The sequence below is a fragment of the Thiopseudomonas denitrificans genome, assembly GCF_002866065.1.
Taxonomy (GTDB): domain Bacteria; phylum Pseudomonadota; class Gammaproteobacteria; order Pseudomonadales; family Pseudomonadaceae; genus Thiopseudomonas; species Thiopseudomonas denitrificans.
On sequence record NZ_LNJZ01000009.1, the window covers coordinates 208,598 to 223,963 of the forward strand.

14 protein-coding genes are annotated in these 15,366 nt (G+C 61.1%); 10 read left to right on the plus strand and 4 right to left on the minus strand.

All coding sequences use genetic code 11. The features are described 5' to 3' along the window. The first annotated feature begins 146 nt into the window (after positions 1–146). The 3 genes from AR306_RS10185 to AR306_RS10195 all read left to right on the plus strand — a co-directional run bounded on the left by AR306_RS10185 (position 147) and on the right by AR306_RS10195 (position 2,998). A complete protein-coding gene (locus AR306_RS10185) occupies positions 147–1,151 on the plus strand; it encodes a DctP family TRAP transporter solute-binding subunit (protein ID WP_101497465.1) in 1,005 nt (334 codons plus the stop codon). A gap of 64 nt (positions 1,152–1,215) precedes the next feature. Beyond that, positions 1,216–1,707, plus strand: coding sequence for a TRAP transporter small permease (locus tag AR306_RS10190; RefSeq protein ID WP_101497466.1), 492 nt, complete (start codon positions 1,216–1,218; stop codon positions 1,705–1,707). Next, positions 1,697–2,998, plus strand: coding sequence for a TRAP transporter large permease (locus AR306_RS10195; protein ID WP_101497467.1), 1,302 nt, complete (start codon positions 1,697–1,699; stop codon positions 2,996–2,998). The genes AR306_RS10190 and AR306_RS10195 overlap by 11 nt, the downstream gene beginning before the upstream one ends. 134 nt (positions 2,999–3,132) lie before the next feature. On the opposite strand, the gene tehB is transcribed toward AR306_RS10195, so the two are convergent. The 4 genes from tehB to tcdA form a co-directional block, all read right to left on the minus strand. Beyond that, on the minus strand, positions 3,133–3,696 hold the full coding sequence (gene tehB / locus AR306_RS10200) for a tellurite resistance methyltransferase TehB (protein ID WP_101497997.1): 564 nt from the start codon (positions 3,694–3,696) through the stop codon (positions 3,133–3,135). Between the two features lie 175 nt (positions 3,697–3,871). Beyond that, the gene (gene flgK / locus AR306_RS10205) at positions 3,872–5,983 is read right to left on the minus strand and encodes a flagellar hook-associated protein FlgK (RefSeq protein WP_101497468.1); all 2,112 of its coding nucleotides are present in this window, start codon (positions 5,981–5,983) and stop codon (positions 3,872–3,874) included. A gap of 8 nt (positions 5,984–5,991) precedes the next feature. After that, the gene (gene flgJ / locus AR306_RS10210) at positions 5,992–7,197 is read right to left on the minus strand and encodes a flagellar assembly peptidoglycan hydrolase FlgJ (protein WP_101497469.1); all 1,206 of its coding nucleotides are present in this window, start codon (positions 7,195–7,197) and stop codon (positions 5,992–5,994) included. A 133-nt stretch (positions 7,198–7,330) separates the two neighbouring features. Then, positions 7,331–8,155: a tRNA cyclic N6-threonylcarbamoyladenosine(37) synthase TcdA gene (tcdA, locus tag AR306_RS10215; RefSeq protein ID WP_101497470.1), complete on the minus strand. Its 825-nt coding sequence runs from the start codon at positions 8,153–8,155 to the stop codon at positions 7,331–7,333. A gap of 264 nt (positions 8,156–8,419) precedes the next feature. Here tcdA and AR306_RS10220 point away from each other — a divergent pair, with 264 nt between their 5' ends. The 7 genes from AR306_RS10220 (at position 8,420) to glyA (ending at position 15,216) form a co-directional block, all read left to right on the plus strand. Then, positions 8,420–8,653, plus strand: coding sequence for a PP0621 family protein (locus AR306_RS10220; protein ID WP_101497471.1), 234 nt, complete (start codon positions 8,420–8,422; stop codon positions 8,651–8,653). Then, positions 8,650–10,251 (plus strand): two-component system sensor histidine kinase NtrB, encoded by a 1,602-nt coding sequence (locus AR306_RS10225; RefSeq protein WP_101497472.1) that lies wholly within the window; start codon positions 8,650–8,652, stop codon positions 10,249–10,251. The genes AR306_RS10220 and AR306_RS10225 overlap by 4 nt, the downstream gene beginning before the upstream one ends. After that, complete coding sequence (locus AR306_RS10230) at positions 10,248–11,603, plus strand: sigma-54-dependent transcriptional regulator (RefSeq protein WP_101497473.1); 1,356 nt, start codon at positions 10,248–10,250, stop codon at positions 11,601–11,603. The genes AR306_RS10225 and AR306_RS10230 overlap by 4 nt, the downstream gene beginning before the upstream one ends. A gap of 9 nt (positions 11,604–11,612) precedes the next feature. Beyond that, the gene (locus tag AR306_RS10235) at positions 11,613–12,050 is read left to right on the plus strand and encodes a hypothetical protein (protein ID WP_101497474.1); all 438 of its coding nucleotides are present in this window, start codon (positions 11,613–11,615) and stop codon (positions 12,048–12,050) included. A 2-nt stretch (positions 12,051–12,052) separates the two neighbouring features. After that, a complete protein-coding gene (locus AR306_RS10240; protein WP_101497475.1) occupies positions 12,053–12,469 on the plus strand; it encodes an META domain-containing protein in 417 nt (138 codons plus the stop codon). 10 nt (positions 12,470–12,479) lie between these two features. Next, the gene (locus tag AR306_RS10245) at positions 12,480–13,757 is read left to right on the plus strand and encodes a M18 family aminopeptidase (protein ID WP_101497476.1); all 1,278 of its coding nucleotides are present in this window, start codon (positions 12,480–12,482) and stop codon (positions 13,755–13,757) included. Positions 13,758–13,962: 205 nt separating this feature from the next. Continuing rightward, the gene (glyA, locus tag AR306_RS10250) at positions 13,963–15,216 is read left to right on the plus strand and encodes a serine hydroxymethyltransferase (protein ID WP_101497477.1); all 1,254 of its coding nucleotides are present in this window, start codon (positions 13,963–13,965) and stop codon (positions 15,214–15,216) included. The last annotated feature ends 150 nt before the right edge of the window (positions 15,217–15,366 follow it).

A 15,366-nucleotide genomic window follows, 5' to 3' on the forward strand; every position in this document is an offset into this window, starting at 1 on the left:
TAAGCAGGTTTTATGCCAGAAAACCCGTGAACTTATATCCGCACGAAGTCGAGGCTTTTCCGGCAATAACCTTCGTATAACCCCTTACCTCACTATCATTCTTTGTCTATGATGGCCCGGTCCATTAATTGACTGGTGAGCACCCAATGAAAATAAAAACCTGGATTAGCGCAGGCGCAGCCTGCATTACCCTGACAGCCAGCATGGCATTTGCCCAGCCGCGCGAGTACTCCGTTTCCACCGTACTGTCCGATGCCTTCCCCTGGGGCCAGGCTGCGGCCAAATGGGCCGAACTGGTCGAGGAACGCAGCGAAGGCCGCATCAAGCTCAAGGTATACCCCAACGCGCAACTGGTATCCGGCGACCAGACCCGCGAGTTTTCTGCCATGCGCAGCGGGCTGATCGACATGGCGGTCGGCTCCACCATCAACTGGTCGCCCCAGGTGCCCGAGGTCAACCTGTTCTCCCTGCCCTTCCTGATGCCCGACAACGCTGCTGTTGACGCCATCACCACCGGCAAGGCCGGCGAAATGGTGTTCAAGGCGATTGAAAAGCGTGGCGTGATGCCGCTGGCCTGGGCCGAGAACGGCTTCCGTGAAATCTCCAACTCCCGTGGCCCGATCAGCCAGCCGGCTGACCTCAAGGGCCTGAAAGTACGTGTGGTTGGCTCGCCGCTGTTCCTGGATACCTTCAACGCGCTGGGTGCCAACCCGACCCAGATGAGCTGGACCGACGCCCTGCCCGCACTGACCACCGGTGCCGTCGACGGCCAGGAAAACCCGCTGGCGGTGTTTGACGTGGCCCGCGCCGACCGCGCCAGCCAGAAGCACCTGACACTGTGGCATTACATGAATGACCCGCTGATTTTCGGCGTCAGCCAGCGCCTGTGGAAAACCCTGTCAGCCGACGACCAGCAACTGCTCAAGCAGGCCGCCCATGATGCCGGCCAGTGGGAAATTGAAAAATCCCGCACCGAGCTGGCTGCCACGCTGGATGCCATTCGCGAGCGCGGTGTGGAAGTGACCGAGCTGACGCCCGAGCAGCATCAGGCCTTTGTCGCAGCGACACAAAGCGTGTACGAAAAATGGATTCCACGCATTGGCAAGGAGCTGGTGGAGACTGCACAGCAAGCCATTGCCGAGCGCCACTGATCTACCCCCTGTACGGCACCCTGCGGGGTGCCGTTTTTGATGAACTCAGACTGTTATTCCTCCCATGTCCAAACCCAAATCCCGCTTCATGCCCGAGTCCTGGCTGGGCATTCTGGCGCTGGCCGGCATCACCGCCATCAGCCTCGCCAACGTCGTGGTGCGCTATGCCACTGACGTATCTTTCGCCTTCACCGAAGAATTCTCCGTATTTCTGATGGTCGTTCTGGCCTTTGCCGGCGCTGCCGTGGCTGCCCGCAACAACGAACACATCCGCATCACCCTACTGGAAGAAAAACTCGGGCACACCGGCCGCAAGGTGCTCTACACCCTGCAGTGGCTGGGTGCCATGCTGGTACTGGCACTGGTTGCCTGGTATGGCGGCGAGCTGGCCTGGGAAGAATACAGCTGGGAGTCACTGTCACCCGGGCTGGGCTATCCCACCTGGCTGTACCTGATCTGGCTGCCGATTCTGTCACTCGCGATCATGCTGCGCAGCACCCAGAACTGGTGGCAGCGCCTGCGTCAGCCCGTTGTGGAGGCCGGCCATGAGTCCTGATCTCTGGATGTTGCTGATTTTCGGCTTGTGCCTGCTGATCGGCATGCCGGTGGCCTTTGCGCTGGGTCTGGGCGGAGCCGCCGGTATCGTCATGGGTCTGTCGCCGGAAATGCTGGCGACTCTGGGCACCAATACCTACAACAGCGTTGCCAAATACCCGCTGATCGCCATTCCGCTGTTCATACTGACCGGTATCATTTTCGAGCGTGCCGGGGTGGCAGCCAGTCTGGTCAATTTTGCCCAGTCCATCATTGGCCGGCGCCATGCCGGGCTGGCAGTGGTGGCGGTACTGGTATGCATCATCATGGGCGGCATGAGCGGCTCCGGCCCGGCCGATGCTGCCGCCGTGGCCATGGTGATGCTGCCAAGCATGACCAAGGCGGGGTACCCGCGACCTTTTTCTGCCTCGCTGATTGCCGCCGCTTCGTCCACGGCCATCCTGATTCCGCCATCGATCGCGCTGATTCTTTATTCGGTGATGATGCCCGGGCTGGACCTGCGCGCGCTGTTTGCTGCCGGCCTGTTCCCCGGCATTCTGGCCGGCTGCTCGCTGCTGGTACCGGTGTACTTTCTGGCCCGCCGCTACGGCTGGGAAGCCACCGATACCGGCGAGGTCAAGCCGCCTTTGCGGGCAAGCTTCATCAAGGCACTGCCGGCCCTGTTTGCCCCGGTGATCATCCTTGGCGGCTTGCGCTCCGGCCTGTTCACGCCAACCGAAGCCGCTGTGGTAGCAGTCACCTACGGCCTGATCCTGGGCACGCTGGTGTACCGCCAGCTGAAATGGCGTGACCTGTTGCAAATGTTTGACGAGGCCGCACGCATCTCCGGTGTGGTGTTGCTGATCATCTCGCTGGCCGGCATTTTTGCCTGGGCCGGCACCACGCTGGGCACCTTCACCCGTCTGGCCGAAGTCATGCTGTCAATCTCCGACCAGGGCTGGGTATTGCTGTTGCTGGTGATGCTGCTGGTACTGATTGCCGGCATGCTGCTGGACGCCATTTCCATCTATCTGATCCTGACACCGGTGCTGGTGCCACTGATCCAGCATTTTGGCTGGAATCCGGTATGGTTCGGCATCCTGCTGGCGATGAACATTGCCATCGGCCAGTTCACGCCTCCCGTGGCGGTCAACCTGATGGTAACCAGCAAGGTGGCCAACATCCGGCTGGAGCATACCTTCATCTGGGCCATGCTGTTCATGGTGACCATGTTCAGTGCGCTGTTGCTGGTGATGATTTTTCCCGGCATTGCGCTGTGGCTGCCGGAGTATCTGGGCTTTGCCATCGACTAAGCAACTTCACCCGGCTCACGCCGGGTGAAGGTCCTGCCCGCCGAAAGCGGCTGCACTGTCATGCCTCGCACAATCGCAACATGCGCGGACCTTGCGACTGAACGCAGGATGACAGGTTTCCGGATTGCAGGTGGCTACTCCGGTTTGCGCGCCAGCAGGGTGGCAAACTGCAGCTGGGCACCATTGTGCATGGTACCCATGTCCTCGTTGTACTTGATCAGTTCCCAGCCCTGATAGGCCTCGCTCAGCTCGCCTTCCCCCAGGGTGAACGGAAAACCCATCGGGCACGGATACGCGGCGGTGTCCATGGCGCAGACGATCAGGTTATAGCCACCCGGCAAGGTGTGCTGCTGCATGTCGGCAATCACCGCATCAACCCGGCCCGGGTCGAGGAACATCAGGGTCACGGTACAGGCGATGAAGCCGTAATCCTCACCCAGGCTGGCCTGATTGATGTCATAGATGCGCGCCTCGACGTTATCCATCCCTTCCTGCGCCACGATCGACTGCAGCATGTGGATCGCGTTGGGGTTGTGATCGACAGCAGTGACAGCAAAGCCGAGCTGACCCAGGTACAGGGCATTGCGGCCATTGGAGCAGCCCATGTCGAGCGCCTTGCACGGCTCGATCAGCTGGCAGGCGCTGACCACTTCACTATGCGGCGAGTTCATGCCGTAACGGCTGTTGAGGTCGGTCATGGTGTTCTCCTTCAGATCGGGGCCTGCACCGATGCTGGCCACCCGTGATTGGTTCAGGAGATGCATTGTGCCCGCAGCCCGCACCGGCAACCCATGATCAGGATCTGTTTTTGCAGCAAAGACGGATACCCCGCTGCTGGTGCGCGTCCGTTCGCACCACATGCCTGTCACTGATTTACCTGAAGGTGCTGATCAATGTATCAAACAGGCTGCGGGCAACCTGGATGATCTGCGCGGAGGCATTGTAATACTGCTCGAACTGGATCAGCTTGGCCGCCTCTTCGTCCAGGTTGACGCCAGACAGCGAATCACGGTTGTCGGTGGCCTGCTTGAGCACCGCATCGGTGGCTATCTCGTCCTGACGCGCCTGGGCAGTCAGCGTTCCGACACGCTCGATGGTATTGCCGTAGTCGTCGGTGAAGCTCATGCCTGTGCTGATGCCGGACACATTGGCGTCGACCCCAACCACCTGCTTGTTTTGCAGGTCGGCCAGTTTCAGGGCGTTGCGGTTGTCGGAGACACCATGCTGGTTAAAGCTGACGGAAAAGGTATCGCCGTTTTCCGGACGACCACTCAGGGTCTGGCTGACGGTATAACTCTGAGTCACACCGCCCACACTGACCTGAATGGCATACTCCAGATTGTTGGTCTGGCCGGGAACAAAGGGCAGCGAGCCAATTGTGCCCGGAGCTGCCGCCCCCTCCTGAGGTACGGAGGTAATAGTCACGCCTGGCGGTAATGGTGTGACGAAATCCATCTGCCCGGTCGCGCTATTGTACTCCAGCCTGATTTCGCCAATGGCTTCCACATGTGTTTTGTTTAGGGCGTCGGCAACAAAATTATCCATGGGCAGCATGCCCGGGTTGAGCACCATGTCCACCGAGGGCTGCCCAATGGCCCCGGTTCCCTTATTCTGCAAATCCGCCTCGCTGCGCAGCGGTGCGGCAAAGGCCAGCTGGTCAGCCTGATCCAGCACACTGGAAATATCCGTAGCGCCGCGCCGGGTAGGCTGCACCAGAAACTGGTCACCATGGCCCGGGGTTCCCGACATGGTGATGGTAAAGCCCTGGTCACGGCCCTCGGCATCCGCCAGGCTAAGCTCGCCGGTCACCGGATCAACATTGACTTGCATATTGGCCCCGTCGCTGAGCCGGCGGGCGCTATAGGTGCCACTGGTTTGATCATATTCCAGCCGGTAATCGCTGGTGGTAAGCAAGCGGGTATTGTGAATGTTCAATGAGCCACTGATATTGCCCACGTTGTCACTCATCGGGCGCACACGCAAGCCGGTCAGCTGCGGGTCGTTGATGTCGCCAAACAATGCCGCCCCGACATTGCCCTTGAGGTCCAGCCCCTGGCCCAGTTGACGGTTGATCTCGTCGCTGATGGACAACGCCAGCCGGCCCATGGCGTTCAGGGTCGGGTCCAGCACTTCGTCACGGTAACGCACCAGACCACCCATTTCACCACCGGTAACCATGCTGGTGATCGTCTGGCTGGAGCCACCACTGACAAAGTTGATATCAAAACGCATCGGGTCGCCGCGCCCCTGCACCACTTCAAGCGAGTTGGCTTTACTGCCCACCACCAGCGGCTGTCCGGAGCCGATGAAAACGTTCATGCTGTTGTCGTCCTGCGGTACCACCGTCACACCGATAAAGGTCGACAGCTGGCGGATCGCCTCGTCGCGCTGATCAAGCAGGTCGTTGGGCGGGTGACCGCTGGAACCGACCTTGGCAATCGCATCGTTGTACTCGGCAATCGACTTGGCCAGACGGTTGATCTGGTCACCGGTGACCACCATCTGCTTGTTGATGAACTCGTTTTGCGAATTGATATTGTCGTAAATGGTATTGAAACGGCGGGCCAGACCTTCGCTTTCGGCCAGCACCAGCTGACGGGCCGGAATATTCGCGGGGTCTTCCGCCGCTGTCTGCATCGCCGAAAAAAATGACTTCAGCGCTGGAGTAATGCCGGTAGTGGTACCGGCCAGCAACGAATCAAGCTGGTCGATCTGGCTTTTGTAGGCCTTGACGTCACTGTTGAGTGCCGTGCTGGAGCGCAGCTGGGTGGTCAGAAATTCGCTGTAAGTACGACGAATATCGGTCAGGCTGGTGCCGGAGCCAATAAAGCCTGCGCCGGAAAACTGCGGCGGACGGGTGACCTGCACGGTGTCCTGGCGGCTATAGCCGGGCGTATTGACGTTGGTGATGTTATGCCCCACCACCGACAGGTTGGTTTTTGCGGCACTCAGACCGGACAGGCCAATGTTGAGTAAGTCAGCCATGGTTCACCTCAGGTACGTTCGGCAATGCTGGGGCCCTGCGCCATGAGCACGGGCTGTTGTTGCTGGATCTGGCGGGCAATGCGGCTGATCTTGGCGGCATAGTCCGGGTCGGTAGCGTAACCGGCACGCTGCAGTTCGCGCACATAGTTCTCGGCGTTGCCGGCGGCCTGCAGGGCTTTTTCATAGCGCGGGTTCTGCTGTAAAAAGTTGACATAATCATTGAAACTATGGGCAAAAGAGTCGTATTTGCGGAACGAATCGTTCTGTTTGACGAAGCGCCCGTTGATGTATTCAGTGGTGCTGGCATTGGCCGAACGGCCCTGCCAGCCATGGGATTTGATGCCGAACAAGTTGTAAGAGCTCTCGCCGCCTGCACTGCGCTGCATGCGCTTGCCCCAGCCGGTTTCCAGTGCAGCCTGCGCCACCAGATACTTGGGGTCCACACCCAGGCGCTGCGCGGCCTGCTCGGCCATCGGCAGCATGGCGGCAACGAACTCTTCCGGCGAGTCAAAGCGTGTTTTCTGTGTCAACAGGCCCGGCGGTACCGGCAGGCTATCCTTCACCTCGGTGTAGCTGCGCAGGGCCTGTTGCTGTTGCCGCCCGGGCGGGCCAGCGGCAACATCCGTCGTGGCGACGCCCTGTGCCCGGCCTGCCAGCTGGCTTTGCAGCAAACCGGTAAAGCGGCGGAACTTGATATCGCTGGTATCGGCCACGTGCACGTATTTGGGCTTGTCAGTCACGACGCCAGCACCGGCAGCCGCCTCCACATCAGCTTTGGTGCTGCCATCCGCCGGCTTGCTGCCGGTGGCTTGTCCGGGTACCGTTGCCGCCCTGGCGGCATCCGTCGCGCCCAATGCGGTTTTGGCTTCGGCAAAAGGATTGGGGCGCACCTTGCCCTGCTGCATGCCGCTCATCTGGCGCACCAGCACATCGGCCATACCCATGCCCTTGCCCTGCGACAGGGTCACGGCCATCTGCTGGTCGTACATGTCGCGGTAGGTCTTGCTTTCATTGCTGTTGAACAGGTCGCTGGCCAGCACATCGTTGGCCGAACGCATGGCTTTCATCATTTCGCCAATAAACAGCGACTCGAATTCCTGCGCGACCTGGCGCAGGTTGGCTTCGCTATCGCGTCCCTCGCCGACTTTCAGTTTTTGCAGCCGGTTCAGGTCGGTATATGTGCTCTGGACAGCCGTATTATTGGGCAGTTGCATGGCCTTGACCTCGTGATTCCCGGACTGGAGCGATAACGCTTTTTTGACTCCAGCCACATTTGGGCAAGATCAAAGCAATAAGCGTGCCGACTTACCAGCCAGGGTAAAACAGGTCACAACCCGGCAAACCGGCTCAGCCTGATCCGGCAACCACCGAAGCTTCTGCCGAAACATCCGCCGGACGCCTCTTGCCGGCAACGATGGCATCCAGCACCCGTGCGGCCGCCACCAGGCCAAAGGTTGCGGTTACCGTCATGGCCGCACCAAAGCCACCGGCACAGTCCAGCTTGACGCCCTCGCCAATAAAGCCCTTTTCATGACACACCTGGCCATCCGGGGTCGGATAGCGCAGCTGTTCGCTGGAAAACACGCAAGGCACGCCGAAGTTCTTCTTCGGCGTGCGGGTAAAGCCATAGTCCTTTTTCAGCCGCGAGCGCACGCGGGCCGCCAGCGGATCATGGAACGTCTTGTTCAGGTCGGCAACCTGCACCTGCGTCGGATCAATCTGCCCGCCCGCACCTCCGGTGGTGATCAGCGCAATCTTGCGCCGCCGGCACCAGGCAATCAGCGCTACCTTGGCAGCCAGGCTGTCGATACAGTCAATCACATGATCAAGCCGCTCATGCAGCAGCTCGCCCAGGTTATCTTCGGTCAGAAAATCAGCCACGGCATGCACCTGGCAGGCCGGGTTGATCGCCAGCAAGCGCCCGGCCATGGCGTCCACCTTGAGCTGGCCGACAGTGCTGCCCAGGGTATGTACCTGCCGGTTGGTATTGGTCACGCAAATATCGTCCAGGTCAATCAGGGTGATTTCGCCAACCCCGGAGCGCACCAGCGCTTCGGCTGCCCACGAGCCCACCCCGCCAATTCCGACCACCGCCACATGGGCCTGCTGCAAGCGCTGCAGCCCCTGCACCCCATACAAACGGGCAATACCGCCAAATCGTTGTGTTTCCATGCCTGTTTCCGAAAAATTTTGCGCAGTTTAACAAAGCGGCCAGCGCTTTCGTGATTTGCAGGCACAAAAAGCAGCGTGGATGAAAGCACCGGAACTCCCTGCCGAACCGCCACTGCCCCGCCATCACAACAACAGCCGGCCCGGTTTTGCAGCCCCCGGACATGGACAAAGCAGCCTTCTTGTGCGCCCCGCTGCAGTTTCTTTGCCCGCTACCGCTGCTGCAGGTAAACTTGGCCACTATCTTTTCAACAACCGGAATCCCGCATGGGCATCTCTCGTCTTGTCATCCTCGGCCTGCTGGCACTGGCCGGCTGGTGGCTATGGAAAAAAGTCAAACAGCTGTCTGCCGAACAGGCCCGCGAGCGCCTGTCGCAAGCAACGCCGATGGTATGCTGTGAACACTGCCGCCTGCATTTGCCCGAGCCCGATGCCATTCGCCACCAGAACCGCTGGTACTGCAGCCGGGCCCATGCCAAGGCCGGACCCGGCCAGCCATGACCGGTAACGAACTCGCCCTGCTGGGCCAGGCCGGCCAGCGTGCCCTGCGTCTGTACCATCTGTATCGCCTGCTGATCGGCCTGTCGCTGGTGTTGCTGGTGTCCAGCAGCCTGGAAAACCACCTGTTTAACATCACTCACGACCGGCTGTTCATCACGGCCAGCTGGGGCTACCTGATCTTCAACACCCTGGTCAGCCTGGCCATGCCGCGGGCCGACCGGCTCGCCCCGCTGTTTGTCCTCGCCCTTACCGACATTCTGCTGCTCAGCCTGATCTACTATGCCGCCGGCGGCGCCACCAGCGGCATCGGCAACCTGATCGTGGTCTCGGTTGCGGTCGCCAATATACTGCTCTATCGCAACATCGGCCTGCTGATTGCCGCCGTCGGCGCCGCCGGCATCATCTATCTGGCCTTCTACCTCAGCCTCAGCCAGCCGGAAGCCTCCGGCCAGTTCATGCAGGCCGGAATCCTTGGCACCCTGTGCTTTGCCGCCGCCATGGGCGTACAAGCGCTCAGCCGCAAGCTGCTGGTCAGCCAGCAACTGCTGCAACAGCAGGCATCCACCGTTGCCAACCTGGAAGCGCTCAACGCCGCAATCATCGAGCGCATGCGCACCGGCATCCTGGTACTCAACGAAAACTTCCAGGTGCTGCAGGCTAACCAGGCCGCCCATACCATGCTGGAAAGCCGCTACCTGCTCGCCCTGGACCTGAAGGGCTACTTTCCGCCACTGATCAACACCTACCAGGCCTGGCAAAAAAACCCCGCCATCATGCCCGGCCCGGTGCAGTTTTCCGCGCAAAGCCCGCAGCTGCAGCCAGGTTTCGTGATTCACCGGCACAACAACGAACAGCAGCTACTGGTATTTCTGGAAGACACCAAATACCACAACCAGCAAGCCCAGCAGCTGAAGCTGGCCTCGCTGGGCCGCCTGGCCGCCGGCATCGCCCATGAAATCCGCAACCCGCTCGGTGCCATCAGCCATGCCGCCCAGCTGCTCGGCGAGTCCGACACACTCAACCGTGCCGACATGCGCCTGAGCCAGATCATCCAGGAGCAGACCAGGCGCCTGAATCACGTCATCGAAAACGTGCTGCAACTGTCACGCCAGCAAAAAACCGAGCCTCAGCTGCTCGATCTGAAATACTGGGTACACCGCTACGTCACCTCCTACCGGGAAAGCGCCGCCCCCGGCCACCTGCTCAAGCTGGAAGTGGCCGGCAACCACCTGAACACCCGCATGGACCCCCATCAGCTCACCCAGGTGCTCGACAATCTGGTAACCAACGCCATGCGTTACACCAGCGAGCACAACGGCAAGCGCACGGTTGAAATCATCCTGTTCCGCCACCACAGCCTGTTGTTGCCGGTACTGGAAATCCGCGACACCGGTCCCGGCGTGCCGGTGGCCGAACAGGACGCACTGTTCGAGCCGTTCTTCACTACCGACAAGCAGGGCACCGGCCTTGGCCTATACATCGCCCGCGAACTGTGTGAAAGCAATCAGGCCCGCCTCGATTATGTCGCACGCCCCGGGCTGGGCGCCTGCTTCCGCATCACCTTTGCCCACCCGAAAAGCTCTGGTTTACAAAAATGAACGCCCAAACCGTACTGATCATTGACGACGAGCCGGACATCCGCGAGCTGCTGGAAATCACCCTGCTGCGCATGGGGCTGGAAACCGCCAGCGCCAGCAATGCCGGTGAAGCCTATGCAGCCCTGCAGGCCCGCCCCTATGACCTATGCCTGACCGACATGCGCCTGCCCGACGGCAATGGCCTGGACATCATTACCCATGCCCAGCAGCACCACCCGCACATGCCGATCGCCATGATCACCGCCTATGGCTGCATCGAAACCGCCACCCAGGCACTGAAAGCCGGTGCCTTCGACTTCATCACCAAACCCATGGACCTGAAGCGCCTGCGCGAGCTGGTGCAAAGCGCCCTGCAACAGTCTGCCAGGCAGGCATCCGCCGTCAACCACGACAATCCGCTGCTGGGCGACTCGGTTCCCATGCAACAGCTACGCCAGCAAATCGACAAACTGGCACGCAGCCTGGCACCGGTACACATCAGCGGCGAGTCCGGTACCGGCAAGGAAGTGGTCGCCCGCGAGATTCACCAGCACGGCAATCGCGCCAACCTGCCCTTTGTGCCGGTCAACTGCGGCGCGATTCCGGCCGAACTGATGGAAAGCGAATTCTTCGGCCACAAGAAGGGCAGCTTCACTGGCGCCCATGACAACAAGCCCGGCCTGTTCCAGGCCGCCCACGGCGGCAGCCTGTTCCTGGACGAGGTTGCCGACCTGCCGCTGCACATGCAGGTCAAACTGTTGCGCGCCTTGCAGGAAAAAGCCGTACGCCCGCTCGGCAGCCAGCAAGAGCTGCCGGTGGACGTGCGCATCCTCAGCGCCACCCACAAGGACCTGGCCGCCGAAGTCGCTGCCGGCCGCTTCCGCCAGGACCTCTACTACCGCCTCAATGTCATCGAGGTGCGGGTACCGTCGCTGCGCGAGCGCGGTGACGATGTCCTGCTGCTGGCCCGGGTCTTCCTGCAACGCCTGTGCGCCGGCAACCGCCCCGTACGCCTCAGCCCGGAAGCGCTGGACACCCTGCGCCAGCACGATTTCCCCGGCAACGTGCGCGAGCTGGAAAACATGCTGGAGCGGGCCTACACCCTGTGCGACCACGACCTGATCCGCCCGCACGACCTGCAACTGCAGGGCGGTCGCCCGCTCCACGACCCGGTTGCCCACAGCGGCCCGGCAATCAGCGAAGTACCCGGCCTGCCCGTCCACAGCCGTACTGACCGGCTGGAACAGGCCGAACGCACCCTGCTGCAACTCACACTGGAACAGACCGGCCACGACCACAAGGCCGCGGCTACACAGCTGGGCCTGAGCCTGCGTTCGCTGCGCTATCGCCTGCGCACCCTCGGTATTGATTAAGGAGGCCCCATGGCCCGACACGATTTCCGCTACACCCTGCTGGCCCCCCAGCACACCCTGATCGAATGCCGCTCGCTCAAGCCCGGCCAGTACCAGGTCACCGGCAACGGCGGTCACATTCAGCCCGGCGACACCCTGGTGGTCAGCCTCAAGGGCAGCCGCGACCTCAGCATGGAGCTTGAGGTGCGCAGCGTGCGCCATCTGATCAACCCGCCCGGCCAGTGGACCGCCACCGCCAGCGGCCCGGCCTTCAAGGAACTGGAAATCCACGACTGGCAGGTACAGTGCGACGGCTGCGGCAGCCTGCTGCAGCTTGAATTCGCCGTGGATGCGGCGCTGGGCAAAGATGCCCGCGTACCGGCTGCCGAAGCCCGTCTGCAGGAGCTGGGCTGGGCCAACCACCATGGCCGCCACCTGTGCCGCCAGTGCCGCCAGCAGGAGGCCTGAACATGAAAACCGCCATCTCCCTGCTGGCCGGTCTCGGTCTGCTGACTGGCTGCAGCCTGTCGGGCGGCCAGCCACAGCTGCAAACCGGCGATGAATATATCGTCGAATGGATCGACGAGCGCCCGCTGATCGACCGCAGTCATCTGACCCTGCAACTGGATGCCCAGCAGCAGCGCGCTCACGGTTTTGCCGGCTGCAACCAGTGGTTCGGCAGCTACCAGCTCAACGGCAACCAGCTGAGCATCAGCAACATCGCCAGCACCCGCAAGGCCTGTGCGCCTTCCCTGATGGAGCAGGAAAACCGCTATCTGCAGGCCCTGCCGCAAGTCGAGCGCTGGGATTTTTCCGAACACGGCCAGCTGCAGCTCTGGCCCGCCGAGGGCGCACCCATCCGTCTCTGGCCCCGGGATAATTACTAAAAGGAACAGCATGTCCACTCAACAGCATTTCACACAGCTGGCAGACTTTCTTGCCTCTTCCCCCACTCCCTTCCATGCCACCGCCAGCATGGCTGCCATCCTGCAGCAGGCCGGTTACAGCCGCCTGGACGAGCGCGAGCCCTGGCAGCTGGAAAAGCGGGGCAAATACTTCGTCACCCGTAACGACTCGTCCATCATCGCCTTCAGCCTGGGCAGTAACAACCCCACCGAACATGGTCTGCGCCTGATCGGCGCCCATACCGACAGCCCCTGCCTGAGAGTCAAGCCCAACCCCGAGCTAAATTGCCACGGCTACTGGCAACTGGGCGTCGAGGTGTACGGCGGTGTATTGCTGTCACCCTGGTTTGACCGCGACCTGTCACTGGCCGGCCGCGTCAGCTACGAGCAGGACGGCCAGCTGCACAACCAGCTGATCGACTTCAAGACACCCATCGCCGTGGTCCCTAGCCTGGCCATCCACCTCAACCGTGACGCCAACAGTGGCTGGGAAATCAACAAACAAACCGAACTGCCGCCGATCCTCACCCAGCTGGCCGAGGGTAGCAACAAGGACTTCCGCGCATTGCTGGCCACACAGCTGCAACGTGAGCACGGCATCAGCAATGCCCGCGTGCTGGATTACGAACTAAGCTTCTACGACACCCAGCCGCCGGCACAAATCGGTCTGGAACAGGACTTCATCGCCGCTGCCCGCCTGGACAACCTGCTGTCATGCCATGCCGGCCTGCAGGCACTGCTCAATGCCGGTGCTGACCACACCTGCGTACTGGTGTGCACCGACCACGAAGAAGTCGGCTCGGCCTCGGCCTGCGGTGCCGATGGCCCTTTCCTGGAGCAGGTGCTGCGCCGCCTGTTCGACAGCGAAGAAAGCCTGACCCGTGCCATCCAGCGCTCGCTGCTGATCTCGGTCGACAATGCCCACGGCATTCACCCCAACTATGCCGACAAGCACGATGGCAACCACGGCCCGCTGCTCAACCAGGGCCCGGTGATCAAGATCAACAGCAACCAGCGCTACGCCACCAGCAGCGAAACCGCCGCGCAGTTCCGTCATCTGTGCCAGCAAAACGGCATCCCCGTACAGAGCTTTGTCACCCGTAGCGACATGGGCTGCGGCTCCACCATCGGTCCGATCACCGCCAGCAAGCTGGGCGTACCGACCATCGACATCGGTGCCGCCACCTTTGCCATGCACTCCATCCGCGAACTGGCCGGCAGCAAGGACCTGGATTATCTGGTGCGGGCACTGAGTGCGTTTTACGCATAACTCTGCTAAAAAGGAGTCAGCGTTGTGCCTCTCTGCACACAAGCATTGCCCAAGAAGCCAGCCTGAAGAAAACTTGCCTTGCAGCTGAGCGGCTTTCATGTGCCAGTTACGTTCAAATCAGGTAGAATCCTCCTCCTTGTCATTCTTGTCATTGCGTAGGCACCAAAAGTGCCGTGCACAGCCTTGTCATCCTTAGAGGACCGCCATGTTTAGTCGTAAAGTGACCATTGCCCAGTTTGATCCAGAGCTTTTTGATGCCATGGAGCAAGAAGCCCAGCGTCAGGAAGAGCACATCGAGCTGATTGCTTCAGAAAACTACACCAGCCCGGCGGTCATGGAAGCCCAGGGTTCCGTGCTGACCAACAAGTACGCCGAAGGCTACCCCGGCAAACGTTACTACGGCGGCTGTGAATACGTCGACATTGTTGAGCAAATGGCCATCGACCGCGCCAAGCAGCTGTTTGGTGCCGACTACGCCAACGTTCAGCCGCACGCCGGCTCCCAGGCCAACTCCGCCGTGTATCTGGCGCTGCTGCAGGCCGGCGACACCATTCTCGGCATGAGCCTGGCCCACGGCGGCCACCTGACCCACGGTGCCAGCGTCAGCTCTTCCGGCAAGCTGTACAACGCCGTTCAGTACGGTATCGACGAGCAGGGCCTGATCGACTATGACGAAGTAGAGCGTCTGGCCGTTGAGCACAAGCCGAAGATGATCGTGGCCGGTTTCTCAGCCTACTCCCAGGTGCTGGACTTCCCGCGCTTCCGCGAGATTGCCGACAAGGTTGGTGCCTACCTGTTTGTTGACATGGCCCACGTGGCCGGTCTGGTTGCCGCCGGCATCTACCCCAACCCGGTGCCTTACGCTGACGTTGTTACCACCACCACCCACAAGACCCTGCGCGGTCCGCGTGGCGGCCTGATCCTGGCGCGCGCCAACGAAGAGATCGAGAAGAAGCTGAACTCCGCCGTATTCCCCGGCGCCCAGGGTGGCCCGCTGGAGCACGTGATTGCCGGCAAGGCGATCTGCTTCAAGGAAGCACTGCAGCCCGAGTTCAAGACCTATCAGCAGCAGGTACTGAAGAACGCCCAGACCATGGTGCAGGTGTTCCTCGACCGTGGCTACGATGTGGTTTCCGGCAGCACCTACAACCACCTGTTCCTGGTGTCGCTGATCAAGCAGGACATCACCGGTAAAGATGCCGACGCAGCTCTGGGCCGCGCCTTCATCACCGTGAACAAGAACTCCGTGCCCAACGATCCGCGCTCACCGTTCGTCACTTCCGGCATCCGTCTGGGTACCCCTGCAGTCACCACCCGTGGCTTCAAGGAAGCCGAGTGCCGTGACCTGGCCACCTGGATCTGCGACATCCTCGACAACCTGGGCGACGAGTCCGTCGAGGCTGCCGTACGCGAGAAGGTCAAGGCCGTTTGCGCCAAGTTCCCGGTTTACGTGGACTGATCCTTTTGGCTGTTTGACCACCCCGTTTTTCGACAGGGTGGTCAACTACCTGAAACCCGGCCCCGGCCGGGTTTTTTTTATCCGGCAAGCCTTCAAACCGCACCGGTGCAACTCCGGCCCGGTTTTAGGCTAGAATACGGGCAATTTTTG